The organism is Pseudomonas cedrina subsp. cedrina, assembly GCF_001983175.1.
Lineage (GTDB): Bacteria > Pseudomonadota > Gammaproteobacteria > Pseudomonadales > Pseudomonadaceae > Aquipseudomonas > Aquipseudomonas cedrina.
Window position 1 is genome coordinate 281,943 of sequence record NZ_MNPW01000003.1, and the last position, 22,475, is coordinate 304,417.

At 62.4% G+C, this 22,475-nt stretch carries 25 protein-coding genes; 16 read left to right on the forward strand and 9 right to left on the reverse strand.

Annotation, left to right across the window (positions count from 1 at the left end; translation table 11 throughout):
• Window positions 1-56: 56 nt before the first annotated feature.
• The 5 genes from BLL36_RS07155 to BLL36_RS07175 all read left to right on the forward strand — a co-directional run bounded on the left by BLL36_RS07155 (window position 57) and on the right by BLL36_RS07175 (window position 5,659).
• On the forward strand, window positions 57-572 hold the full coding sequence (locus tag BLL36_RS07155; protein WP_076950767.1) for a DUF2062 domain-containing protein: 516 nt from the start codon (window positions 57-59) through the stop codon (window positions 570-572).
• 172 nt (window positions 573-744) lie between these two features.
• A complete protein-coding gene (locus BLL36_RS07160) occupies window positions 745-3,498 on the forward strand; it encodes a response regulator (RefSeq protein WP_076950768.1) in 2,754 nt (917 codons plus the stop codon).
• Window positions 3,499-3,756: 258 nt separating this feature from the next.
• The gene (locus tag BLL36_RS07165; protein WP_076950769.1) at window positions 3,757-4,746 is read left to right on the forward strand and encodes a 2-hydroxyacid dehydrogenase; all 990 of its coding nucleotides are present in this window, start codon (window positions 3,757-3,759) and stop codon (window positions 4,744-4,746) included.
• A gap of 71 nt (window positions 4,747-4,817) precedes the next feature.
• Complete coding sequence (locus BLL36_RS07170) at window positions 4,818-5,258, forward strand: hypothetical protein (protein ID WP_076950770.1); 441 nt, start codon at window positions 4,818-4,820, stop codon at window positions 5,256-5,258.
• A complete protein-coding gene (locus BLL36_RS07175) occupies window positions 5,255-5,659 on the forward strand; it encodes an META domain-containing protein (RefSeq protein ID WP_076950771.1) in 405 nt (134 codons plus the stop codon). The genes BLL36_RS07170 and BLL36_RS07175 overlap by 4 nt, the downstream gene beginning before the upstream one ends.
• Before the next feature lie 132 nt (window positions 5,660-5,791).
• Here the strand turns inward: BLL36_RS07175 and BLL36_RS07180 are convergent, their stop codons facing one another.
• Window positions 5,792-6,253: a TlpA family protein disulfide reductase gene (locus tag BLL36_RS07180; RefSeq protein ID WP_076950772.1), complete on the reverse strand. Its 462-nt coding sequence runs from the start codon at window positions 6,251-6,253 to the stop codon at window positions 5,792-5,794.
• A gap of 115 nt (window positions 6,254-6,368) precedes the next feature.
• Here BLL36_RS07180 and arsC point away from each other — a divergent pair, with 115 nt between their 5' ends.
• From arsC to BLL36_RS07195, 3 genes are read left to right on the forward strand one after another with little or no spacing between them, the layout of a single operon-like run.
• Window positions 6,369-6,722, forward strand: coding sequence for an arsenate reductase (glutaredoxin) (arsC, locus tag BLL36_RS07185; RefSeq protein ID WP_076950773.1), 354 nt, complete (start codon window positions 6,369-6,371; stop codon window positions 6,720-6,722).
• Window positions 6,719-7,333 (forward strand): NAD(P)H:quinone oxidoreductase, encoded by a 615-nt coding sequence (gene wrbA, locus BLL36_RS07190; RefSeq protein WP_076950774.1) that lies wholly within the window; start codon window positions 6,719-6,721, stop codon window positions 7,331-7,333. Before arsC ends, wrbA begins: the two co-directional genes overlap by 4 nt.
• Window positions 7,317-7,733 (forward strand): DUF2069 domain-containing protein, encoded by a 417-nt coding sequence (locus tag BLL36_RS07195; RefSeq protein WP_076950775.1) that lies wholly within the window; start codon window positions 7,317-7,319, stop codon window positions 7,731-7,733. Before wrbA ends, BLL36_RS07195 begins: the two co-directional genes overlap by 17 nt.
• 121 nt (window positions 7,734-7,854) lie before the next feature.
• On the opposite strand, the gene BLL36_RS07200 is transcribed toward BLL36_RS07195, so the two are convergent.
• Both BLL36_RS07200 and ttcA read right to left on the reverse strand, forming a co-directional pair.
• Window positions 7,855-8,526, reverse strand: a complete 672-nt coding sequence (locus BLL36_RS07200; RefSeq protein WP_076950776.1) for a DNA-3-methyladenine glycosylase I — start codon at window positions 8,524-8,526, stop codon at window positions 7,855-7,857.
• 67 nt (window positions 8,527-8,593) lie between these two features.
• Window positions 8,594-9,418 carry a tRNA 2-thiocytidine(32) synthetase TtcA gene (gene ttcA / locus BLL36_RS07205; RefSeq protein ID WP_076950777.1) on the reverse strand — a complete coding sequence of 275 codons (825 nt, stop codon included), beginning with the start codon at window positions 9,416-9,418 and terminating at the stop codon, window positions 8,594-8,596.
• Window positions 9,419-9,720: 302 nt separating this feature from the next.
• Between ttcA and BLL36_RS07210 the strand changes: the two genes are divergently transcribed.
• From BLL36_RS07210 to BLL36_RS07245, 8 genes are all read left to right on the forward strand, one after another.
• On the forward strand, window positions 9,721-10,323 hold the full coding sequence (locus BLL36_RS07210; RefSeq protein ID WP_076950778.1) for a Yip1 family protein: 603 nt from the start codon (window positions 9,721-9,723) through the stop codon (window positions 10,321-10,323).
• 128 nt (window positions 10,324-10,451) lie between these two features.
• Complete coding sequence (locus BLL36_RS07215) at window positions 10,452-10,946, forward strand: SprT family zinc-dependent metalloprotease (RefSeq protein ID WP_076951009.1); 495 nt, start codon at window positions 10,452-10,454, stop codon at window positions 10,944-10,946.
• Window positions 10,947-11,269: 323 nt separating this feature from the next.
• A complete protein-coding gene (tusD, locus tag BLL36_RS07220; RefSeq protein ID WP_076950779.1) occupies window positions 11,270-11,662 on the forward strand; it encodes a sulfurtransferase complex subunit TusD in 393 nt (130 codons plus the stop codon).
• A gap of 1 nt (window position 11,663) precedes the next feature.
• Window positions 11,664-12,014: a sulfurtransferase complex subunit TusC gene (tusC, locus tag BLL36_RS07225; RefSeq protein ID WP_076950780.1), complete on the forward strand. Its 351-nt coding sequence runs from the start codon at window positions 11,664-11,666 to the stop codon at window positions 12,012-12,014.
• Entirely contained in the window at window positions 12,014-12,292 is a 279-nt protein-coding gene (gene tusB / locus BLL36_RS07230; protein WP_076950781.1) for a sulfurtransferase complex subunit TusB, read from the forward strand. The genes tusC and tusB overlap by 1 nt, the downstream gene beginning before the upstream one ends.
• Window positions 12,289-12,624 carry a TusE/DsrC/DsvC family sulfur relay protein gene (locus BLL36_RS07235; protein ID WP_076950782.1) on the forward strand — a complete coding sequence of 112 codons (336 nt, stop codon included), beginning with the start codon at window positions 12,289-12,291 and terminating at the stop codon, window positions 12,622-12,624. Before tusB ends, BLL36_RS07235 begins: the two co-directional genes overlap by 4 nt.
• Entirely contained in the window at window positions 12,621-13,622 is a 1,002-nt protein-coding gene (locus BLL36_RS07240) for a glycosyl transferase family protein (protein WP_076950783.1), read from the forward strand. The genes BLL36_RS07235 and BLL36_RS07240 overlap by 4 nt, the downstream gene beginning before the upstream one ends.
• A gap of 88 nt (window positions 13,623-13,710) precedes the next feature.
• Window positions 13,711-14,718: a glutathione S-transferase family protein gene (locus BLL36_RS07245; protein WP_076950784.1), complete on the forward strand. Its 1,008-nt coding sequence runs from the start codon at window positions 13,711-13,713 to the stop codon at window positions 14,716-14,718.
• A gap of 136 nt (window positions 14,719-14,854) precedes the next feature.
• Here the strand turns inward: BLL36_RS07245 and cysG are convergent, their stop codons facing one another.
• The 6 genes from cysG to BLL36_RS07275 are packed head-to-tail and all read right to left on the reverse strand — an operon-like array spanning window position 14,855 to window position 22,357.
• Window positions 14,855-16,249 (reverse strand): siroheme synthase CysG, encoded by a 1,395-nt coding sequence (gene cysG / locus BLL36_RS07250; protein WP_076950785.1) that lies wholly within the window; start codon window positions 16,247-16,249, stop codon window positions 14,855-14,857.
• Window positions 16,250-17,530, reverse strand: a complete 1,281-nt coding sequence (serS, locus tag BLL36_RS07255; RefSeq protein WP_076950786.1) for a serine--tRNA ligase — start codon at window positions 17,528-17,530, stop codon at window positions 16,250-16,252.
• 16 nt (window positions 17,531-17,546) lie between these two features.
• The gene (gene crcB, locus BLL36_RS07260) at window positions 17,547-17,921 is read right to left on the reverse strand and encodes a fluoride efflux transporter CrcB (RefSeq protein WP_003232122.1); all 375 of its coding nucleotides are present in this window, start codon (window positions 17,919-17,921) and stop codon (window positions 17,547-17,549) included.
• A complete protein-coding gene (locus tag BLL36_RS07265; RefSeq protein WP_076950787.1) occupies window positions 17,921-19,243 on the reverse strand; it encodes a replication-associated recombination protein A in 1,323 nt (440 codons plus the stop codon). Before BLL36_RS07265 ends, crcB begins: the two co-directional genes overlap by 1 nt.
• Window positions 19,244-19,270: 27 nt before the next feature.
• The gene (gene lolA / locus BLL36_RS07270) at window positions 19,271-19,894 is read right to left on the reverse strand and encodes an outer membrane lipoprotein chaperone LolA (protein WP_076950788.1); all 624 of its coding nucleotides are present in this window, start codon (window positions 19,892-19,894) and stop codon (window positions 19,271-19,273) included.
• A gap of 54 nt (window positions 19,895-19,948) precedes the next feature.
• Entirely contained in the window at window positions 19,949-22,357 is a 2,409-nt protein-coding gene (locus BLL36_RS07275) for a DNA translocase FtsK (protein WP_076950789.1), read from the reverse strand.
• Between the last annotated feature and the right edge of the window lie 118 nt (window positions 22,358-22,475).

Consider the following 22,475-nt stretch of genomic DNA (forward strand, 5'->3'; position numbering starts at 1 on the left):
ATTTTCTGTTTATAGAATGCGCGCATACTTGCCCCTCGAACTGACCTGGACCCCTTATGCCCCGGCGCTTATTCAAACGGTACATGCCCGACCCCAGCAGTATCCGGGAACACAAGTCATTACAGTTTCTCGGCACGTTGCTGCATGACCCGAACCTGTGGCACCTGAACCGGCACTCGGTTGCGCGCGCGATGGCCGTGGGTTTGTTCGCGGCTTTTATCCCGATCCCCCTGCAAATGCTGCTCGCTGCGCTCCTGGCGATTGCGGTGCGCGGCAATATGCCCATCGCAGTCAGCCTGGTGTGGCTGACCAACCCGATCACCATGCCGGTGGTATTCGTGTGCACCTACATGACCGGCGCCTGGCTGATGAATGTGCCACCGCGCAGCCTTCCGGACGACCTGACCTGGGAGTGGATCAGCGGGCAATTGAGCACACTGTGGCAGCCGTTCCTGCTGGGTTCGGTGGTGTTGGGGCTGGTGCTGGGCGCACTCGCCTATTGCCTGACCATGGGGTATTGGCGCTGGTGGGTTGCCCACCAGTGGAAAAAACGCAAACAGCGCCGCGCCTGACCGCCGACATCGGTACACCATCGCCGTCAAACGCCACCCAATCCCCTGAAGATTGCCATCCGTCATTAATTTACGAGATTCCACACCGTGCAAATGGCTACACTGCGCAGTGTGACGCGGGCTGGACGCCTGCGTGAAACCGTAGATATCAATGTGGTAGCAGGAGAGTGGCGTGCTGACAAGAATGGGGATAAAAGGCCGCGTACTGTTGCTGACCTTATTACCGACCAGCCTGATGGCCTCGTTGCTGGGCGGCTACTTCACCTGGATGCAGCTCTCGGAGTTGCAGGCCGAATTGCTGCAGCGCGGCGAAATGATCGCCGAACAGTTGGCGCCGTTGGTGGCGCCTGCCCTGAGCGCGCGCAACACCGACCTGCTGGAGCGCATCGCCACCCAGTCCCTGGAACAACCGGACGTACGCACCGTGGCCTTCCTCAGCCCAGACCGTGCGCCCCTTGCCCATGCGGGCCCGACCATGCTGAACCAGGCGCCCGTCGGCAACAGCTCGCACCTGTTGCAGCGCACCGGCAACGACGCCACCCGCTACCTGCTGCCAGTGTTCGGCCGTCATCGCAACCTCGCCGGCGACCTGATCCCGGATGAAGCCGACCGCCTGCTCGGCTGGGTCGAAGTGGAACTGTCCCACACCGGCATGTTGCTGCGCGGTTACCGCAGCCTGTTCGCCAGCCTGCTACTGATCGCCATCGGCCTGATCTGCACCGCGGCTCTGGCCCTGCGCATCAGCCGTACGATCAATTCGCCGATCGGCCAGATCAAGCAAGCCGTGGCGCAACTCAAGGACGGCAACCTGGAGACCCGCCTGCCGCCGCTGGGCAGCCAGGAACTGGACCAGCTCGCCCTGGGCATCAACCGCATGGCCGAGACGCTGCAGAATGCGCAGGAAGAACTGCAACACAGCATCGACCAGGCCACCGAAGACGTGCGCCAGAACCTGGAGACCATCGAGATCCAGAACATCGAGCTGGACCTGGCCCGCAAGGAAGCCCTGGAGGCCAGCCGTATCAAGTCGGAATTCCTGGCCAACATGAGCCATGAAATCCGCACGCCGCTCAACGGCATCCTCGGCTTTACCCATTTGCTGCAAAAAAGCGAACTGACGCCGCGCCAGCTCGACTACCTGGGCACCATCGAAAAGTCCGCCGACAACCTGCTGGGCATCATCAACGAGATCCTCGACTTCTCGAAAATCGAAGCCGGCAAGCTGGTGCTCGACAGCATTCCGTTCAACCTGCGCGACTTGCTGCAAGACACCCTGACCATCCTCGCCCCGGCCGCCCATGCCAAGCAGCTGGAGCTGGTGAGCCTGGTCTATCGCGACACGCCGCTGGCGTTGGTCGGCGACCCGCTGCGTCTCAAACAGATCCTCACCAACCTGATCAGCAACGCGATCAAGTTCACCCGCGAAGGCACTATCGTGGCCCGGGCGATGATCGAGGACGAACAGGAAGACAGCGTGCAACTGCGCATCAGCGTGCAGGACACCGGCATCGGCCTGTCCAGCCAGGACGTGCGCGCGCTGTTCCAGGCCTTCAGCCAGGCCGATAACTCATTGTCGCGCCAACCGGGCGGTACGGGGTTGGGCCTGGTGATTTCCAAGCGCCTGATCGAACAGATGGGCGGTGAGATCGGCGTCGACAGCACGCCGGGCGAAGGCTCGGAGTTCTGGATCAGCTTGAACCTGCCCAAGACCCGTGACGACGTCGAGGACTTGCCTTGCGCGCCGCTGCTGGGCCATCGCGTGGCCGTGCTGGAAAACCACGAGCTGGCGCGCCAGGCATTGCAGCACCAACTGGAAGACTGCGGCCTGGAAGTCACGCCGTTCAACACCCTGGAAAGCCTGACCAACGGCATCACCAGCGCGCATCAGACCGACCAGGCCATCGACCTTGCGGTACTCGGCGTCACCGCCAATGATATCCCGCCCGAGCGCCTCAACCAGCATCTGTGGGATTTGGAACACCTGGGCTGCAAGGTGCTGGTGCTCTGCCCGACCACCGAACAGATGCTGTTCAACCAGTCCGTGCCCAACCCCAACAGCCAATTGCAGGCGAAGCCTGCGTGTACGCGCAAACTGCGCCGCGCGTTGTCCGACCTGATCAGCCCGCGCCCGTCGCGCAGCGAACCGGGCGAGCCGCTGTCCAGCCGGGCACCGCGGGTGCTGTGCGTGGATGACAACCCGGCGAACCTGCTGTTGGTGCAGACGCTGCTCGAAGACATGGGCGCTCGGGTAAGCGCAGTGGAAAGCGGGTACGCAGCTGTCGACGCGGTGAAACAGGACACCTTCGACCTGGTGCTGATGGACGTGCAGATGCCCGGCATGGACGGTCGCCAGAGCACCGAGGCGATCCGCCAGTGGGAAAGCGAACGCAGCGGCACGCCACTGCCGGTGGTGGCCCTCACCGCCCACGCCATGGCCAACGAAAAACGTGCCCTGCTGCAAAGCGGCATGGACGATTACCTGACCAAACCCATCAGCGAGCGGCAATTGGCCCAGGTGGTGTTGAAATGGACCGGCCTGGCCCTGCGCAACCAGGCGCCGGAACGCGCAACCGAAGGCCTTGGCCCTGGCGTGCAACTGCCGGTGCTCGACCACGAGGAAGGCTTGCGCCTGGCCGCCGGCAAAGCGGACCTGGCGGCCGATATGCTGGCGATGTTGCTGGCCTCCCTGGAAGCCGATCGCCTGGCCATCACCCTCGCGCGTGACGCCAGCGACCACAACGCCTTGATCGAACGTGTGCACCGCCTGCATGGCGCGACCCGTTACTGCGGCGTCCCGCAACTGCGTGCCGCCTGCCACCGCGCCGAAACCCTGCTCAAGCAGAACGACGCCAAGGCCCTGCACGCGCTGGACGAACTGGACATGTCGATTGCGCGCCTGGCCAGTGAAGCGCGGGTCAAGGCCTGAAGCCTATTCATCAGGTGTGGGAGCCGGGCTTGCCCGCGATGCGCATAGCTATCTACACATTTTTGTAGTGAGCGGGCTTGGCGAATCGTCGCACCGCCCGCGCTGGGTGGCGAAGCCGCCCCAATAAAGACACCGCGCAGTGTCAGACAAACCCAATTCGCCTGGTTTGGGGCCGCTTCGCAGCCCAGCGCGGGACAAGCCCGCTCACTACGAAGAGGTGTAGATACTTACAGACTTACGATTGCAGGGAGCTTTTCAATGCGCGTCATTCTTTTCAGCAGCCAGGCGTACGATCGCGACAGTTTTCTCGGCGAGCCGCTGCCAGCGGGCCTGGCGCTGCAGTTCCAGCCCGCCCGGCTCAACCTCGACACCGTGGCCCTGGCCGAACATCACGAAGTGGTATGCGCCTTTATCAACGACGACCTCAGTGCCGCGGTGCTGGAACAGCTGGCCAAGGGCGGCACGCGGCTGATCGCCCTGCGCTCGGCGGGTTACAACCATGTGGACCTGGCCGCCGCCAAGCGCCTGGGCCTGGCCATCGTGCGCGTGCCAGCCTATTCGCCCCATGCGGTGGCCGAGCATGCGGTCGCGCTGATCCTGGCCCTCAACCGCTGCCTGCATCGCGCCTATAACCGCACCCGCGATGGCGATTTCAGCCTGCATGGCCTCACCGGTTTTGACTTAGTGGGCAAGACCGTCGGGGTGGTGGGCACCGGGCAGATCGGCGCGACCTTCGCCAGGATCATGGCCGGCTTCGGGTGCCGACTGCTCGCCTGCGACCCCTTTCCCAACCCCGAGGTCCTGGCGCTCGGCGCAGGCTACGTGAGCTTGCCCGAATTGCTCGCCCAGGCGCAGATCATCAGCCTGCACTGCCCGCTGACCGCCGACAGTCAACACCTGATCAACGCCCGCTCCCTGGCGCAGATGCAGCGCGGCGCGATGCTGATCAACACCGGTCGCGGTGGCCTGGTCGACACTCCGGCACTCATCGAAGCGCTCAAGGACGGCCAGTTGGGCTACCTCGGGCTGGATGTGTACGAGGAAGAAGCCCAACTGTTTTTCGAAGACCGCTCCGACCTGCCCTTGCAGGACGATATCCTCGCGCGCCTGCTGACCTTCCCGAATGTGATCATTACCGCCCACCAGGCATTCCTCACCCGCGAAGCCCTCGCGGCCATCGCCGGCACCACCCTGGCCAATATTGCCGCCTGGGCCGATGGCCGGGCGCAGAACCTTGTCGAAGGTTGATCAGCGGTCACATACCAGGCTCATGATGAGCAAGCACCCGTGATAGGATGCCGCGCCTATTTGGAGGATCCATGGCCGAACACGATTTCCGCTTCAGTTTGCTGAGCCCGCAACACACCCTGATCGAATGCCGTGCCCTGGTGCCGGGCCGTTACCAGGTCACTGGCAACGGCGGTTCGATCAAGCATGGCGACGTGTTGATCGTCACCCTGCGTGGCAGTAAAACCCTGTCGATGCGCCTCACCGTCGAAGGCGACGCGCGCTACTCCATCCGCCCGGCGGGCCAGTGGGTCGCCATGGCCCAGGGGCCGAAATTCGGCGAGCTGGAGATTCACACCTGGAAGGTCAACTGCGACAGCTGCGATGCAGTGTTGGAGTTCGAATTCGCGGTGGAAACCAAGCTGACCAAGGAGCCATTGCAACCGGCGGCCAACGCGCGCATCGCCGAGTTGGGCTGGGCCAGCGAGGGCGACACGCACCGCTGCCCGAAATGCCAGAAGGCCGCGCAATGAAAGGCCTGCTTCTGCTCGCCGCCCTCGGAGCGGCCCTCACCGGCTGCGCCGGGGACGCGGTCAAGCTCAAGCGCGATCACAGCTACGTGGTGGAATGGATCGGTGAACGGCCGCTGATGGACTACGCGCACCTGACCGTCACCCTCGGCGCCGATGGCCGCGCCTACGGCAATGGCGGTTGCAATCATTGGTTTGCGCCGTACACCGTCGAAGGCAACACGCTCAGCTTCGGCAAGATCGGCAGCACCCGCAAGCTCTGCGCCGAGGCGTTGATGGAGCAGGAACACCGCTTCTTCCAGGCCCTGCAAAACGTGCAACGCTGGGACATTTCGCCGATCGAGCAGACGCGTTTCTGGCCGGCCGAGGGCAAGCCGATTCGCCTGTGGCTGGAAGAAGGCTGAAACCCGCTCTGGATTGGCTTTCCTGTGGGAGCTGGCTTGCCTGCGATGCAGACACCTCGGTCTATCCGTAAGACCCCGGTGATGCTATCGCAGGCAAGCCAGCTCCCACACAAGCCAGCTCCCATCACAGGTTTAGCCGCGCAGGGCCTTGAGTTTGGCCAACACCCCTTCGGCCGTCTGCTCGCCCATCAACTGCTCACGCACCTTGCCCTTGTCGTCAATGATGTAGGTCACCGGCAACGCTTCGCTGCGTGGAATATCGAAAATACCTTCCGGGTTCTGCGCCAGCACCGTGAACTTGATACCCAGCTTGTCGCTGGCGGCTTTGAGTTCCTCACCCTGCACATTGTCGAAATTGACCCCGAACACGCCCACGTTCTGAGCCTTCAGCTTTTCGGCCAAGGCATTGAGCTCAGGGATTTCCGTGCGGCACGGCCCACACCATTCGGCCCAGTAATTGACCACCAGCCACTGTTTGTCCAAGCGTTCGGCCGCCACCTTCTGACCATTCTGGTCAACGCCGTAATCGTTACCGCAGCCGCTGAGCAGCAGGGTCGTGATGATCGCCAGTGCACCGATCAGTCGCTTAGTCATGGGGTAATCCTTCGCAAAAATGAACGTTGGCTGCGACCTATCGCCTCTTACGGTTTAAGGACGGGCCGCAGCGCAGGTAGAATACCCGCCACCTTACGCAAGATGCGACCCGCACATGACCGATCTGACGCTTTATCACAACCCGCGCTGCTCGAAATCACGCGGTGCGCTGGAACTGCTGCAAGCCCGCGGGCTCACCCCCACCGTGGTGCGCTACCTGGAAACCCCGCTGGACGCCGCGCAATTGAAGGCCCTGCTCGGCAAGCTGGGCATCAGCGCGCGCCAACTGCTGCGCAGCGGTGAAGACGAGTACAAGGCCCTCAACCTGGCCGACGCCAGCCTCAGCGAAGCGCAGTTGATTGCCGCCATCGCCGCCCACCCGAAGCTGATGGAACGCCCGATCCTGGAAACCGCTGATAAAGCCATCATTGGCCGCCCGCCGGAAAACGTAGTGGAGATCCTGCCGTGACGTCGCCGTATGTGTTGGTGCTCTATTACAGCCGCCATGGCTCGGTGAGCGAAATGGCTCGGCAGATCGCCCGAGGCATCGAGCAAGGCGGGATGGAAGCGCGTTTGCGCACCGTGCCGGCGATCTCCACCGAATGCGAAGCCGTGGCGCCGAGCATTCCGGACGAAGGCGCGCTGTATGCCAGCCTGGATGACCTGAAAAACTGCTCAGGCCTGGCCTTGGGCAGCCCGACCCGCTTCGGCAACATGGCCGCTCCGCTCAAGTACTTTCTCGACGGCACCAGCAACCTGTGGCTGACCGGTGCGCTCGTCGGCAAGCCGGCCGGTGTGTTCACCTCCACCGCCAGCCTGCACGGCGGTCAGGAAACCACCCTGATGTCGATGCTGCTGCCGCTGTTGCACCACGGCATGTTGATCACCGGCCTGCCCTACAGCGAACAGGCCTTGCTCGACACCCAGGGCGGCGGCACGCCTTATGGGCCCACCCACCATGCCGGGCCTGACGGCAAGCGCCTGCTCGATCAACATGAAATCACCTTGTGCCGGGCCCTGGGCCTGCGCCTGGCCACCACCGCCACGCTGCTGGAGAACGGCCGTGGCCACGAAGCCTAAGGTCCTGCCGCCCCAGGCGTGGCTGGAGCCGCGCGTAAAGCTTGCACGCGCACTGAGCCTGCTGGCGTTTTTCGCGTTGGTGGCGTTGCTCTGCGTGTACTACCTGTTCATCGCCGACCTGCACGGTGCACGGCCTTGGGTGATCCTGCTGATCGAACTGGTGCCGCTGCTGGTACTGGCGCCGGGGATGCTGATCGGCAGCGCAAGGGGGCATTCGTGGATGTGCTTTGTGGTGAACCTGTATTTCATCAAGGGCGCGCTGGCGGCGTATGACCCCAACCGCCAAGGGTTCGGGGTGCTGGAGATGCTGGCAAGCCTGGCGGTGTTTTGTACGGCGCTGCTGTATGTGCGCTGGCGGCATCAGTTGAATCGGCGGTTGGCGGCAGATCAGGGTGCCTGATAGCCAGTCTTCGCGAGCAAGCCCGCTCCCACATTCGACCGCATTTCAAAGGATGTATGCGGACAAATGTGGGAGCGGCGGTGCGACGGTTCGACTTGCTCGCGAAGGCATCGCCTCGGTCTCAATGATTCACCGTATACGCCAGCATCATCGACAACTGGCACATCGGCCGCCCACTCTCGGCGTGCCACTGGTTGAAGGCGCCCTGCACCGCCGCCAGGTCGCGCAGGCTGGTCGGCGCCTTGTCGACGATCTTCTGCGCGTTCAACGCCGCGACCACGTCATAACTCGGCACAAACGTGTCCTTGCCGACCATGCGCAGGAAACGCGGCGCCGACAGCCCGCCGAGCTGATGGCCGTGCTTGCTCAGGTACTTCCACAGCCCGACGATGTCGGTCACCGGCCAGTCGGCGACAAACGCACCAAAGCTGCCCTTCTCCTGCTCGATATCCAGAATCATCTGCGCATTGCGCGGCACGCTCTTGAGCTTGCCCAGGTGACGAATGATGCGCGTGTCCTGCATCAGCCGTTCCAGGTGCTCGGCGCCCATCAACACGACTTTTTCCGGGTCAAAGCCGAAGAACACCTGCTCGAACGCCGGCCACTTGGCGTCCACTACGCTGTGCTTCAAGCCCGCACGGAACACGCGCAGGGCCAATGTCGACAAATAGCGATCCTCACTGATCTTGCGCAACTGCGCCGGGGTCTTGGGTACAGGCAGATGGGCTTCCAGCTCGGCCGCCGAACCGAAGCGGTTCAGACAATATTCGTGCAGCCACTTGTAATCGCGCATGCCCTCTCCTGGCAATAGAATTGAAAACGGCGCCCGCGAGCGCCGTGTGTCAGAGCCTTGCAGCGGCTCAGAGGTTCACAACATTGACGAAGCGCGACGCGGCGCTCTCATCGATTTTGAGGCTGGCGAAGTCGAACAGGTTGCGGTCGGCCAGCTGCGACGGCTGCACGTTTTGCAGGCTGCGGAAGATACTCTCGGTGCGGCCGGGGGCCTTGCGCTCCCAGTCCAGGAGCATTTCCTTGACCACCTGGCGCTGCAGGTTCTCCTGGGAGCCGCAAAGGTTGCACGGGATGATCGGGAATTGCTTGAAGTCGGAGTAGGCCTGGATGTCCTTCTCGTTGCAATACGCCAGCGGACGGATCACCACGTTGCGCCCGTCATCGGCACGCAGCTTGGGCGGCATGGCCTTGAGCGAGCCGTTGAAGAACATATTGAGGAAGAAGGTTTCGACGATATCGTCGCGGTGGTGACCCAAGGCCATCTTGGTTGCGCCGATCTCGTCGGCGAAGGTGTACAGCGTGCCACGGCGCAGGCGCGAGCACAGCGAGCAGGTAGTCTTGCCTTCCGGGATCAACTCCTTGACCACCGAATAGGTGTCTTTCTCGACGATGTGATACTCGACGCCCAACGTCTCGAGGTAGGCCGGCAGCACCTGCTCAGGAAAGCCCGGCTGCTTCTGGTCCATGTTGACGGCGACGATCTCGAACTGGATCGGCGCGACCTTCTGCAGGTGCAGCAGCACGTCGAGCAGGGTATAGCTGTCCTTGCCGCCGGAGAGGCAGACCATGACCTTGTCGCCGTCCTCGATCATGTTGAAATCGGCGACCGCTTCACCGGCCAGGCGACGCAGGCGTTTTTGCAGTTTGTTCTGGTTGACCGTAAGAGTGCCCATGGCGCTTGGATCCGCTGGAGGTGTGTGACGAAAAGCGCGGTATTTTACCTTCATGGACGACCGAGTTCCAATGTGGGAGCTGGCTTGCCTGCTGCCACATTGGACCGTACCGAATCTGACAGACCCCTCAGCGATTAGGAACGCCGTTTACAGCGCAATTTGCTCTAAAGGCCCTACAGTCATTCCGGTCATCCCTTCCTATACTGCGACTTGAGGTCGCACAGCTATCCAGGACCTTGAGGCCACCTGGCCCGTGGGCGCTCCGATCGGGGGCGATCGCAATAACGACAGGAGTGACTGGCATGATCCATCACGTCGTGGGGCTTTTTACCCACCCCGACCAGGAATGGCGGGAAATTCGTGGCGATAAAGAAGAAAGCATCAGCCACATGTACCTCACCCATACCCTGATTCTCGCGGCGATCCCCGCCGTATCCGCCTTTATCGGCACCACCCAGGTCGGCTGGGTCATCGGCAACCGCGCGCCGGTGATGCTGACCCAGGAAAGCGCACTGTGGATGACCCTGATGTCGTACGCGGCCATGCTCGGCGGCGTGGCGGTGATGGGTGCGTTCATTCACTGGATGGCGCGCACTTATGACGCCAACCCAAGCATGGCGCGCTGCGTCGCGTTTGCCACCTACACGGCGACGCCGCTGTTCATCGGCGGGCTGGCGGCGCTCTATCCGCATATGTGGTTGGGCATGGTCGTGGGCACGGCGGCGATCTGCTACACGGTTTACCTGCTGTACGTAGGCGTGCCGACCTTCATGAGCATCGATCCGGACGAAGGCTTCCTGTTTTCCAGCTCGATACTCGCCGTAGGGCTGGTGGTGCTGGTGGCGATCATGGCGTTTACCGTCATTGTCTGGGGCCTGGGCGTTGGCCCGATCTATACCAGCTGATTCGAGCAGACCGCAGGCAAGGCCACCGCAAGGTGGCTTTGTGCGTTATGGATGACCATTCGGCGCCTGACAGATTCGGAAACACCCAGCTTTGCGGCATACTGGGCGTCTCTGGAGAGATGTACAGCATGCCCGAGCAACTCAATACCCGCGTCGAAGAGTGTTACCTGCAAGCCGAATCCTTTTTCAAACGAAGCTTCAAACGCCCCCAGGTCAGCCTCAAGCTGCGGGGCCAAAAGGCCGGTGTCGCGCATTTGCACGAGAACCTGCTGCGTTTCAACCCGCAGTTGTACCGTGAAAACAGTCAGCATTTCCTGAAACAGACCGTGGCCCATGAAGTGGCGCACCTGATTGCCCACCAATTATTTGGCGAGCGCATCCAGCCCCATGGCGAGGAATGGCAACTGATCATGCGCGGCGTCTACGAACTGCCGCCGGACCGCTGCCATACCTATGCGGTGAAGCGCCGCCAGGTGATGCGCTATATCTACCGATGCCCGTGTGCGGACAGTGATTTTCCATTTTCGTCGCAGCGCCATGGCATGGTGGCCAGGGGGCGGCGGTATTTGTGTCGGCGGTGTCGGCAGACACTGGTGTTTACCGGGGAAACTCGGGTGGAATGACGGCCCTATCGCAGCATAGGTATCTAGAGGCTGACAACTCCCTGTAGTGAGCGGGCTTGTCCCGCGCTGGGTGGCGAAGCCGCCCCAATAAAGACACCGCGCCGTTTCAGACAAACCCAATTCGCCTGGTTTGGGGCCGCTTCGCAGCCCAGCGCGGGACAAGCCCGCTCACTACAAAAATGTGTATGCCTATCGCAGGCAAGCCAGTCACCACCCAACCACCCCGGCCCGGAACGGTCAACCACAGTGACCATTTTGATCACGGCGGGCTTTTTCTTGGCGACGGCTTTATCATTGGCCCAGGTTTGCTTGCAGAGTCTTTCATGAAGTTTGCGATCGCAGTATTCAGCGCAGCCCATGCGCCCTCCTCGCGCCGCGCCCTGCTGTTCGCCCAGGCGGCGCTGGCCGGCGGGCATGAGATTGTGCGGCTGTTTTTTTATCAGGACGGGGTGCACAGCGCCTCCAACAACATTGTTGCTCCCCAAGACGAGCAAGACATCGCCCGCCAATGGCGCGAGTTTGTCAGCCAGCACCAGCTCGACGGCGTGGTGTGCATCGCCGCGGCGTTGCGCCGTGGCATGCTTGACCAGGGGGAAGCCACGCGCTATCAACGCAGCGCGGTCAACCTGGAGGCGCCGTGGGCATTGTCGGGCCTGGGCCAGTTGCACGACGCGGCGCAGAACGCCGACCGCCTGATTTGTTTTGGAGGCACGTGACATGGCCAAATCCCTGTTGGTGATCAGCCGCCAGGCACCGTGGTCGGGCCCGAGTGCGCGGGAAGCCTTGGACATTGTCTTGGCCGGCGGCGCCTTCGATCTGCCGATTGGCCTGCTGTTCATGGACGACGGCGTGTTCCAGTTGACGCCGCACCAGGACGCAAAGGCCGTGCAGCAAAAAGACCTGAGCGCCAACCTGCAAGCGCTGGGGCTGTTCGGCATCGATGAGGTGTTTGCCTGCGCGCACAGCCAGGCCGTGCGTGGCCTCACGTCGCCCGCCAGCGCCGCGCCTCTGGACAACCCCGGCATCACCCGGTTGATTGACCGCTATGACCAGGTGATTACCCTCTGATGTCGACTCTACACGTGGTATCTCATTCCCCGTTTACCGATAGCCGCCTCGACAGCTGCCTGCGCATCTGCGGCAGCCAGGACGCGATCCTGCTTTGCGGCGACGGCGCCTACGGCCTGCAACAATCGGCCCTGCACACCCAGGGCGTGAAGGTCTTTGTATTGGCCGAAGACCTGCAGGCGCGCAACCTGTCGCTGCCGGACTGGGCCGAGCGCGTCGATTACCCAGGTTTCGTGCAGCTGTCGATCACCTACGACAAGGTCAACGCCTGGCTATGAACACCCTGACCGTCGGCGCACGCGCGCTGGAACTGGACAAGGACGGCTACCTGGTCAACCTGGACGAATGGTCGGCTGAGGTGGCCAACGCCCTGGCCGCCGCCGAAGCCCTTGAGCTGACCCCCGACCACTGGGAGGTTCTCGAGCTGCTTCGCCAGTTCTACGCCGAATTCCAGCTGTCCCCGGCCACGCGCCCGCTGATCAAGTACACCGCGCTCAAACTGGGCCCGGAAAAGGGCAACAGCCTGCGCCTCAACAAACTATTCAACGGCACTCCCGCCAAACTCGCCGCCAAGCTGGCGGGCCTGCCCAGGCCGACGAATTGCTTATGACCGACTTTGCCCCGCTGACCCTGCAAACCCCCGACGAGCACCCGTTCGCGCCGTTCGTGCGCATACTGGGCAAAGGCAAGCGCGGCGCGCGCAACCTCACCCGCGAGGAAGCCTGCGAAGCCATGGGCATGCTGCTCGACGAAAAAGTCGAAGACACCCAGCTGGGCGCCTTCCTGATGCTGCTGCGCCACAAGGAAGAAAGCCCGGAAGAACTCGCCGGTTTCACCGAAGCCGTACGCCAGCGCCTCAACCCTCCGACGCTGAAGGTGGATGTCGACTGGCCAACCTACGCCGGCAAGAAACGCCACCTGCCGTGGTATCTGCTGGCGGCCAAGTGCCTGGCGCAACATGGCGTACGCATTCTGATGCATGGCGGCGGCGCGCATACGGCGGGGCGGCTGTATACCGAGCAATTGCTGCAAGGTTTGCAGATACCGCTGTGCCGCAACTGGCAACAGGTCGAGGCGGCCTACGGGCACGGCAACCTGGCGTTCATCCCGCTGGGCGAGTGGGCGCCGCAGTTGCAGCGCATGATCGACCTGCGCAACACCCTGGGCCTGCGCTCGCCGATCCACTCCCTGGCGCGGCTGCTCAACCCGCTGAATGCGCGCCTTGGCCTGCAGAGTATTTTCCATCCCGGTTACCAGGGCGTGCACCGCGATGCCAGCGGCCTGCTTGGCGACAACGTGATCGTGGTGAAGGGCGATGGCGGTGAGATCGAGATCAACCCCGATTCAGCCAGCCATCTGTACGGCACCACCGGCGGCGTAAGCTGGGACGAAGAATGGCCCGCCCTCTCCGCCCAGCGCCACGTCAAGCCCGCCACGCTGGAACCCGAGCATCTGAAAGCCGTGTGGCGCGGCGACATCGTCGACAGCTACCCGCAACTGGCGCTGATTGCCACCATGGCGTTGGCGTTGCGCGGGCTCGGCCACCCACGTGAGCAAGCCTTCGAATTGGCCCAGCAGTACTGGGATGCGCGGGATAAATCGATTTAATCGATCATTCACCTCCGGTCTTTGCGCTTTTAGTTCGAACTCATCCCTTTAGACTGGGCTCCAACGCTTATTAGCCAAGGAGCCAGTCATGGGTTTGCTGATTGAAGGACACTGGAAAGACCAGTGGTATGAAAGTAGCGCAGACGGCGCCTTCCAGCGGGAACAGGCACAACGCCGCCACTGGGTGACCGCCGACGGCCACCCTGGCCCGAGCGGTGAAGGCGGCTTCAAGGCCGAAGCCGGCCGTTACCATCTCTACGTGTCCCTCGCCTGCCCCTGGGCCCACCGTACCCTGATCCTGCGCAAGCTCAAGGGCCTCGAAAGCCTGATCGATGTGTCCGTGGTCAGCTGGTTGATGCTCGAAAACGGTTGGACCTTCGACAAGGACCACGGCTCCACCGGCGACAGGCTCGACGACTTTACTTTCATGCACCAGCGCTACACCGCCGATACCGCCGACTACACCGGGCGCGTGACCGTGCCGGTGCTATGGGACAAACAACTCAAGCGCATCGTGAGCAATGAATCGGCGGAGATCATCCGCATGTTCAACAGCGCGTTCAACGGGCTGACCGGCAACACCCTGGATCTCTACCCTGAGCCACTGCGGGCGACCATCGACACACTGAACGAGCGCATCTACCCCGCCGTGAACAACGGCGTGTACCGCGCAGGCTTCGCCACGTCGCAGCAAGCCTACGACAGTGCGTTTGATGACGTGTTTGCCGAACTCGATCATCTGGAACAGCATTTGGGCACGCACCGTTACTTGGCCGGTGAATACCTGACCGAAGCTGACGTGCGGCTGTTTACCACGCTGATTCGCTTTGATGCGGTGTATTACAGCCACTTCAAATGCAATCTGCGGCGGATTGCGGATTATCCGAACCTGTCGAATTGGCTAAGGGAGATGTACCAGTGGCCGGGCGTGGCCGAGACGGTGGATTTCGAGCATATCAAGGGGCATTACTACGCCAGCCACCGGACGATCAACCCGACGGGGATTGTGCCGAAGGGGCCATTGCAGGGGTTTGATGTTGAGCATGATCGGGAGCGGTTGACGGGCAAAGGTGTCTACGACGCCGGAGCATTGTAGTGAGCGGGCTCGCCCCGCGCTGGGCTGCGAAGCAGCCCCAAACCAGGCGGCTCGGTTTATCTGGAACTCGGCGGTGTCTTGATTGGGGGGCTGCTTCGCAGCCCAGCGCGGGGCAAGCCCGCTCACTACAGGATTGTTAAACCTGAGCCTGGGCGCCTTCAAACCACTTCAGTTTCTCACGCAACACCACCACCTCGCCCACGATCACCAGTGTCGGCGCATGCACTTCATGCTCCGCCACCATGCGTGGCAAGTCGGCCAGCGTGCCCGTGAACACACGCTGGTTCGACGTGGTGCCCTGCTGGATCAACGCCGCCGGGGTATCCGCCGCGCGCCCATGCTTGATCAACTGTTCGCAGATGATCGGCAAGCCAATCAAGCCCATGTAGAACACCAGGGTCTGCGATGGCCCCACCAGGTCAGTCCAGGGCAGGTCCGACGTCCCGTTCTTCAAATGCCCGGTGATAAAGCGCACCGACTGGGCATAGTCGCGGTGAGTCAGCGGAATCCCGGCGTACGCCGCGCAACCGCTGGCGGCGGTGATGCCCGGTACTACCTGGAACGGGATGCCATGGGCCGCCAGCTCTTCGATTTCCTCACCACCGCGCCCAAAGATGAACGGGTCGCCGCCCTTGAGGCGCAGCACCCGTTTGCCTTGCTTGGCCAGGTCCACCAATTGCTGGTTGATCTGGTCCTGTGGCACGGCATGTTCGGCGCGACGCTTGCCGACATACACCCGCTCGGCGTCGCGACGGCACAACTCAAGAATCGCAGGCGCCACCAGACGGTCATACAACACCACATCGGCTTGCTGCATCAGGCGCAGGGCGCGGAAGGTCAGCAGGTCGGGGTCACCGGGGCCGGCGCCCACCAGGTAGACTTCACCCGGCGCGTGGGGCGGCGCGCCGTTGACCTTTTCGATCAACAGACGCTCGGCTTCATCGCCTTGCCCGGCCAACTGGCGGTCGGCAATCGGGCCTTGGAACACCTCTTCCCAAAAGGCGCGACGCTGCTGCACATCCGGGTACAAACCTTTGACCTGGGCACGAAAACGCGCCGCCAACCCGGCCAGTTGGCCATAAGTGGACGGAATCCAGGTTTCCAGCTTGGCGCGGATCAAGCGCGCCAGCACCGGCGCATCACCGCCGCTGGACACCGCGATGACCAAGGGCGAGCGGTCGACAATTGCTGGGAAAATCACGCTGCACAGGGCCGGCGCATCCACCACATTGACCGGCACGCAACGGCGCTTGGCATCGCTGGAGACTTGCGCGTTCAGCGGCTCGTCATCGGTTGCGGCGATGATCAGGGTGCAACCGTCAAGGTCGGCCTCCTGATAACCGCGCAGAATCAGTTCCCCGCCACTGCCCCGCACCAATTCACGCAGTTGGTCTTCGATCTGGGGGGCAACCACCCGCAGCACGGCGCCGGCATCGGCCAGCAGCCGGGATTTGCGCAAGGCAATCTCCCCGCCACCAACGACCAGCACGCGACTGCCGCGCAGGTTATGAAACAGCGGCAGAAATTCCATTTAGCGGATGACCTCAACGCCCGCCATGTACGGCTTGAGCACTTCAGGGACGCGGATCGAACCGTCGGCCTGCTGGTAGTTTTCCAGCACTGCTACCAGGGTACGGCCGACGGCCAGGCCGGAACCGTTGAGGGTATGGACCAGCTCCGGCTTGCCGGTTTCCGGGTTACGGAAACGCGCCTGCATGCGCCGGGCCTGGAAATCACCGCAGTTGGAGCACGACGAAATCTCGCGGTATTTGTCCTGGCTTGGCACCCACACTTCCAGGTCGTAGGTCTTCACGGCGCTGAACCCCATGTCGCCGGTGCACAGCGCCAGCACGCGGTACGGCAGCTCCAGCAGTTGCAGGACGCGCTCGGCGTTGGCGGTCATGCCTTCGAGGGCTTCCATCGACGTGGAAGGCTCGACCACCTGGACCATTTCGACCTTGTCGAACTGGTGCTGGCGGATCATGCCGCGGGTGTCACGTCCGGATGCGCCCGCTTCGCTGCGAAAGCACGGGCTGTGGGCCACGAACTTCAGCGGCAGTTGCTTGGCGTCGAGGATTTCGCCGGCCACGATGTTGGTCAGCGACACTTCAGCGGTCGGAATCAGGTAGAAATCGGCCTCGCCCTCACGGGTGATCTTGAACAGCTCTTCCTCGAACTTCGGCAACTGGCCGGTGCCCTGCAGGGCCGGCGCCTGTACCAGGTAAGGCGTGTAGGCTTCTTCGTAACCGTGTTCGCCGGTGTGCAGGTTGATCATGAACTGCGCCAGTGCGCGGTGCATCCGCGCGATCGGACCGCGCAGCAAGGCAAAGCGCGCACCGGACATTTTGGCGGCGGTTTCAAAATCCAGGCCGCCGCTCAGTTCGCCCAGGGCGACGTGGTCCTTGACTTCGAAATCGAAGGCTTTGGGGGTGCCCCAGCGGCGCACTTCGACGTTGCCGTCTTCGTCTGCGCCAATCGGCACGGATTCGTGGGGCAGGTTGGGAATGCCCAGCAGGATCGAATCCAGTTCGGTTTGAATGCCTTCCAGCTCGATTTTGCCCGCAGACAGCTCGGTGCCCATGCGCTCGACATCCGCCATCAACGGCGCGATGTCTTCGCCGCGCTGCTTGGCCTGACCGATGGATTTGGAACGCGCATTACGCTCAGCCTGCAGTGCTTCGGTGCGGGTCTGGACGGTCTTGCGCTGTTCTTCCAGCGCTTCGATGCGCGCGACATCCAAGGCGAAGCCACGGGATGCCAGGCGGTCCGCTACGTCCTGAAGGTTGCTACGTAACAGTTTGGAATCGAGCATGTCGGTCTCTCGTTTATCAAAGTTTGGTCAAGGACAGGCCGGCCCAGGTGGCGAGCAGCCCCCCGAACACGCTGATGCCCAGGTACCCGAAGGCGACCAGGGCCTGCCCGCTTTCCAGCAGGCGCAGCGTATCCAGTGAAAAGGATGAAAAGGTCGTCAGACCGCCTACAAAGCCGACAATCAAGCCGGCGCGAATTTCAATCGGCACTTCCGGGCGCAACAGGAACCAGCCGTACAACAGCCCGATGATCAGGCAACCCACCAGGTTGACCGCCAGGGTCGCCGCATAAAAATGCTTCGGCCAGTTGGCGCTGACCCAGGTGCCGGTGGCGAAACGCAATAATGTACCAGCGATGCCGGCTGCGGACACGGCAAGAATCGTCTTGAGCACTACTTTCTCCGCTGTTTGGGGCTGAGGCGGTCGAGTTGGGCGAGGTGATTGAGCTTTTCGCCGATCTTCAGCTCCAGGCCACGGGGCACCGGCTGATAAAGCGCCAGCGGCTCGAGCTCATCGGGGAAGTAATCTTCGCCGGCGGCATAGGCGTCCGGTTCGTCATGGGCATAACGGTATTCATCGCCATAGCCCAGTTGCTTCATCAGCTTGGTCGGGGCGTTGCGCAAGTGCAGCGGCACTTCGAGGGAGCCGTATTCGGCGGCGGCGCGCAGTGCGGACTTGAAGCCCATGTACACCGCGTTGCTCTTGGGCGCGCAGGCCAGGTACGTGATGGCCTGGGCCACCGCCAACTCACCTTCCGGGCTGCCCAGGCGCTCCTGCACGTCCCAGGCCGCCAGGCACAGGCTCAGCGCGCGAGGGTCGGCGTTGCCGATGTCTTCGCTGGCCATGCGCACCACGCGGCGCGCCAGGTACAGCGGGTCGCAGCCACCGTCGATCATCCGCGCGAACCAGTAGAGCGCACCGTCCGGGTTGGAGCCGCGCACGGATTTGTGCAGCGCCGAAATCTGGTCGTAGAACGCTTCGCCGCCCTTGTCGAAGCGCCGACGCGTGTCGCCGAGCAGGCTTTGCAACAGGTCGACACCGATCTCGCTGTTGTCTTCAGCCAGGTCGGAGGCGTTTTCCAACAGGTTGAGAAAGCGCCGGCCATCGCCATCGGCGGCAGTGAGCAGGATCTTGAAGCCTTCTTCGCTCACGCTCAGTTGGCGCTTGCCCAGGCCTTTGTCTTCACTCAACGCGCGCTGCAGGAGTTTCTGCATCGCCGCTTCGTCCAGGCTCTTGAGCACATAGACCCGCGCTCGCGAGAGCAAGGCATTGTTCAGCTCAAACGAGGGGTTCTCGGTGGTGGCCCCAATAAAAATCAGCGTGCCGTCTTCCACATAGGGCAGGAATGCATCCTGCTGCGACTTGTTGAAGCGGTGCACTTCATCGACAAACAGGATGGTGCGCTTGCCGTATTGGCCGGCCTGCTGCTTGGCCACTTCCACCGCCTGGCGGATCTCCTTGACCCCGGCCAGTACCGCCGAGACCGTTTCGAAGTGTGCGTCCGAGACCTTCGCCAGCAGGCGTGCCAGGGTGGTTTTACCCACGCCCGGTGGCCCCCAGAAAATCATCGAATGCAACGCGCCCTGCTCCAGCGCTTCGCGCAAGGGTTTGCCGCGAGCGAGCAGGTGTTCCTGACCGACATACTCATCCAGGTTGGTCGAGCGCAAGCGCGCGGCCAGGGGCTGGGCAATCGGATCACTTCGAAACAGGTCCATGGGCAGCGTTTGAAACCTCTGGCGGATTTATTCCTGGATCACGTCGGCACCCTTGGGGATGTCGAACTTGAACTTGGACGCGGGCACCGGCTGGTTGGCCTTGACCCCGGAAAACAGGATATCGGTGCGTTGGCCGACGCTGTCGACCAGGCGCATGTTATTGATCACGCCATTGCCGAACGACAGCGACAGCGTGTCGAACAGCGTGTCCTTGGATTTGGGCTTGAGCGTGAACTCGATCACGTTGCTGGTTTGCTTTGAGGTGATGTCGAAGCTGTCATTGATCTTCGACACATCCCCCGAAAGCAGCAGCGCCGGCGTCTGGTTCAGGCGCGGGTCGAGTTTCTTGATGGTCGCCTGCTCCAGGTCCGGGTCCCACAGGGTGACTTTCTGGCCATCGGAAACGATAGTCTGCTCAGCCTTGCCTTCGGTATGCCAGTAGAACAGGCCAGGACGCTGCACGGCCATTTCGCCTGCGGTTTCCTGCAACTGGGTGCCGCCGGCATCCAGGGTCAACTGGGAAAAGCGCGCGGTCAGGGTCTGGGATTTGTCCAGCAGGTTTTTCAGGCTGGCCACGGAAGCCGGGTCAGCGTGAGCCGAAACCGCGCTCAGGGCCAGTGCCGGCAACAACAGCATGCGGATAAGACGCATGGGAGTCCTCATTGAGTTGTCAGGACGCGCCGCGTGGTGCCACGCGGCGCGGGATCAGTCGCGCATCTGCCCGGGGGCGATGACTTCACGCGAGCCGTTGGTGTTCATGGCAGTCACGACGCCGGCGTTTTCCATGGATTCGATCATGCGGGCGGCGCGGTTGTAGCCGATCTTAAGCTTGCGTTGCACCGCGGAAATCGACGCGCGGCGGCTTTCGAGTACAAAGGCCACGGCTTCGTCGTACAGCGCGTCGGTTTCGGCATCATCGTCGCCACCGCCGCTGCCGCCGTCGAAGCCGCTGCCGGCCTCTTCAACACCGGCGAGGATGTCGTCGTTGTATTCCGGAGCGCCGCGCAGCTTCCAGGCTTCCACGACGCGGTGTACTTCATCGTCGGAAACAAACGCGCCGTGGACACGAATTGGCAGGCTGGTGCCCGGCGGCATGTAGAGCATGTCACCGTGGCCGAGCAGTTGTTCGGCGCCGCCCTGGTCGATGATGGTCCGCGAGTCGATCTTGCTCGACACCTGGAACGCCATGCGCGTCGGGATGTTCGCCTTGATCAGGCCGGTGATCACGTCCACCGACGGACGCTGGGTCGCGAGGATCAGGTGGATACCGGCGGCACGGGCCTTCTGAGCGATCCGCGCGATCAGTTCTTCGACCTTCTTGCCGACGATCATCATCATGTCGGCAAACTCGTCGACCACCACCACGATGGTCGGCAGTTTGGTCAGCAAGGGCGCTTCGTCGTGGATGCTTTCGCGCTTGTACAGCGGGTCGGTCAGCGGCGTACCGGCGTCCTGGGCTTCCTTGACCTTGGCGTTGAAGCCCGACAGGTTACGCACGCCCATCTTGGCCATCAGCTTGTAGCGGCGTTCCATCTCGGCAACGCTCCAGCGCAGGGCGTTGGCGGCGTCCTTCATGTCAGTGACCACCGGGCACAGCAGGTGCGGGATGCCTTCGTAGATCGACAATTCGAGCATCTTCGGGTCGATCATGATCAACTTGGCGTCTTCCGGGCCGGACTTGAACAGGATCGACAGGATCATCGCGTTCACGCCCACCGACTTACCGGAACCGGTGGTACCGGCCACCAGCAAGTGCGGCATTTTCGCCAGGTCGGTGATCACCGGCTTGCCGCCGATGTCGTGGCCCAGGGCCAGGGTGACCGGCGATTTGAAGTTGTCGTATTCCGGCGTGGACAGGACTTCGGAGAAACGCACGATCTGGCGGTCTTCGTTGGGAATCTCGATGCCCACGGTGGTCTTGCCGGGGATCACTTCCACCACGCGCACGCTGGTCACGGCCAGCGAACGGGCCAAGTCCTTGGCCAGGTTGGAAATGCGGCTGACCTTGACGCCCGCGGCCGGCTGGATCTCGTAGCGGGTAATCACCGGGCCGGGGTGGATCGAGTCCACCGACACTTCGACCCCGAATTCCTTGAGCTTGATTTCCAACAGGTGGCCGACGGCCGCCAGGGATTCCGGGGAATAGTTGAGTTGTTTCTTTTCGGCCGGGTCGAGGATCGAGATCGGCGGCAAAGTGCCTTCGACGGCGCTGTCGACGAACAACGGCGCCTGTTTCTCTTTCTGCACGCGATGGCTCGGCTCGGGCGCTTTTGGAGGTGCCGGGGCGATCACCGGTGGTACCTGCTTCTCGCGGTCCGACATGTGCTTGCTCAGCGCCTGCTCGCGCTCGATCAGGCGTTCCTTGACCTTGGCCTGCTCGCGCCGGTCCGGCGTGGTCGGGGCGACCACTTCGTTGACACGGGTGTCCACCTCGCGCAACTGGGCGACCATGCGCTTGCGCTCGACACGAGCGGCCCACCAGCGGTTGGCGGCACCCTGGAACAGCTCCAGCAGGTCGAGGGTGATCTTGCCGGTCACATCCATCACCTTGAACCACGACAGGTCGGTGAACACGGTGAGGCCGAACAGGAACAATGCGATGAACATCAAGGTGCTGCCCTGGATATTCAGGGTCCTGCGCGCCAGGTCGCCAAGGCTTTCACCCAACGCACCGCCCGCGCCCGCCGGCAAGCCGGTGGGTGCATGGAAATGGATATGCGCCAGGGCCGCGCCGGACAATACCAGGAACACCAGGCCGATCAGGCGCCAGGAGAACAGCCAGCCGCTCCACTGCCACGGCTCGTGACGCTGGCGGAAGATTTGCCAGGTCTTGATCGCCAGCAGCAACGGGAAAATGTAGGCGAAATAACCCAGCACCATGAACAGGATATCGGCGCTGTAGGAGCCCACCGGCCCGCCGAAGTTCTGCACATCATCGATCTTGCTGTTGTGGCTCCAGCCAGGATCGTCCTTGCCATAGGTGAGCAAGGCCATCATCAGGAACAGGCACAGAGCGCCAATAGCGATCAGCGCGCCTTCCTTGAGGCGATAATGCAGGTGCTGGCGCCAGGCTGGCACCACGGCTGCTTTAGGTACTGCGGCGGATTTCTTCAAAACGGGTCTTTTCCTGCGCCTTTAGCGCGTCCATCTGTTGAATGACTGTAAATACTGCCCAATCCGAGCAATTGAAAAATGAAGGAGCGTCGTTGCATCTACTTTTTAACATTGGGCG

Bases quoted from the DNA above. Each gene is read 5' to 3' on its own strand.
- BLL36_RS07175 (WP_076950771.1), top strand. From the start codon at position 5,255: ATGAAAGGCCTGCTTCTGCTCGCCGCCCTCGGAGCGGCCCTCACCGGC.
- BLL36_RS07265 (WP_076950787.1), bottom strand. From the start codon at position 19,243: ATGGACCTGTTTCGAAGTGATCCGATTGCCCAGCCCCTGGCCGCGCGC.
- BLL36_RS07165 (WP_076950769.1), top strand. From the start codon at position 3,757: ATGCGCGTCATTCTTTTCAGCAGCCAGGCGTACGATCGCGACAGTTTT.
- BLL36_RS07235 (WP_076950782.1), top strand. From the start codon at position 12,289: ATGAACACCCTGACCGTCGGCGCACGCGCGCTGGAACTGGACAAGGAC.
- tusB (WP_076950781.1), top strand. From the start codon at position 12,014: ATGTCGACTCTACACGTGGTATCTCATTCCCCGTTTACCGATAGCCGC.
- tusC (WP_076950780.1), top strand. From the start codon at position 11,664: ATGGCCAAATCCCTGTTGGTGATCAGCCGCCAGGCACCGTGGTCGGGC.
- BLL36_RS07155 (WP_076950767.1), top strand. From the start codon at position 57: ATGCCCCGGCGCTTATTCAAACGGTACATGCCCGACCCCAGCAGTATC.
- BLL36_RS07240 (WP_076950783.1), top strand. From the start codon at position 12,621: ATGACCGACTTTGCCCCGCTGACCCTGCAAACCCCCGACGAGCACCCG.
- BLL36_RS07245 (WP_076950784.1), top strand. From the start codon at position 13,711: ATGGGTTTGCTGATTGAAGGACACTGGAAAGACCAGTGGTATGAAAGT.
- BLL36_RS07180 (WP_076950772.1), bottom strand. From the start codon at position 6,253: ATGACTAAGCGACTGATCGGTGCACTGGCGATCATCACGACCCTGCTG.
- ttcA (WP_076950777.1), bottom strand. From the start codon at position 9,418: ATGGGCACTCTTACGGTCAACCAGAACAAACTGCAAAAACGCCTGCGT.
- BLL36_RS07210 (WP_076950778.1), top strand. From the start codon at position 9,721: ATGATCCATCACGTCGTGGGGCTTTTTACCCACCCCGACCAGGAATGG.
- BLL36_RS07200 (WP_076950776.1), bottom strand. From the start codon at position 8,526: ATGCGCGATTACAAGTGGCTGCACGAATATTGTCTGAACCGCTTCGGT.
- arsC (WP_076950773.1), top strand. From the start codon at position 6,369: ATGACCGATCTGACGCTTTATCACAACCCGCGCTGCTCGAAATCACGC.
- cysG (WP_076950785.1), bottom strand. From the start codon at position 16,249: ATGGAATTTCTGCCGCTGTTTCATAACCTGCGCGGCAGTCGCGTGCTG.
- BLL36_RS07215 (WP_076951009.1), top strand. From the start codon at position 10,452: ATGCCCGAGCAACTCAATACCCGCGTCGAAGAGTGTTACCTGCAAGCC.
- BLL36_RS07170 (WP_076950770.1), top strand. From the start codon at position 4,818: ATGGCCGAACACGATTTCCGCTTCAGTTTGCTGAGCCCGCAACACACC.
- lolA (WP_076950788.1), bottom strand. From the start codon at position 19,894: ATGCGTCTTATCCGCATGCTGTTGTTGCCGGCACTGGCCCTGAGCGCG.
- tusD (WP_076950779.1), top strand. From the start codon at position 11,270: ATGAAGTTTGCGATCGCAGTATTCAGCGCAGCCCATGCGCCCTCCTCG.
- serS (WP_076950786.1), bottom strand. From the start codon at position 17,530: ATGCTCGATTCCAAACTGTTACGTAGCAACCTTCAGGACGTAGCGGAC.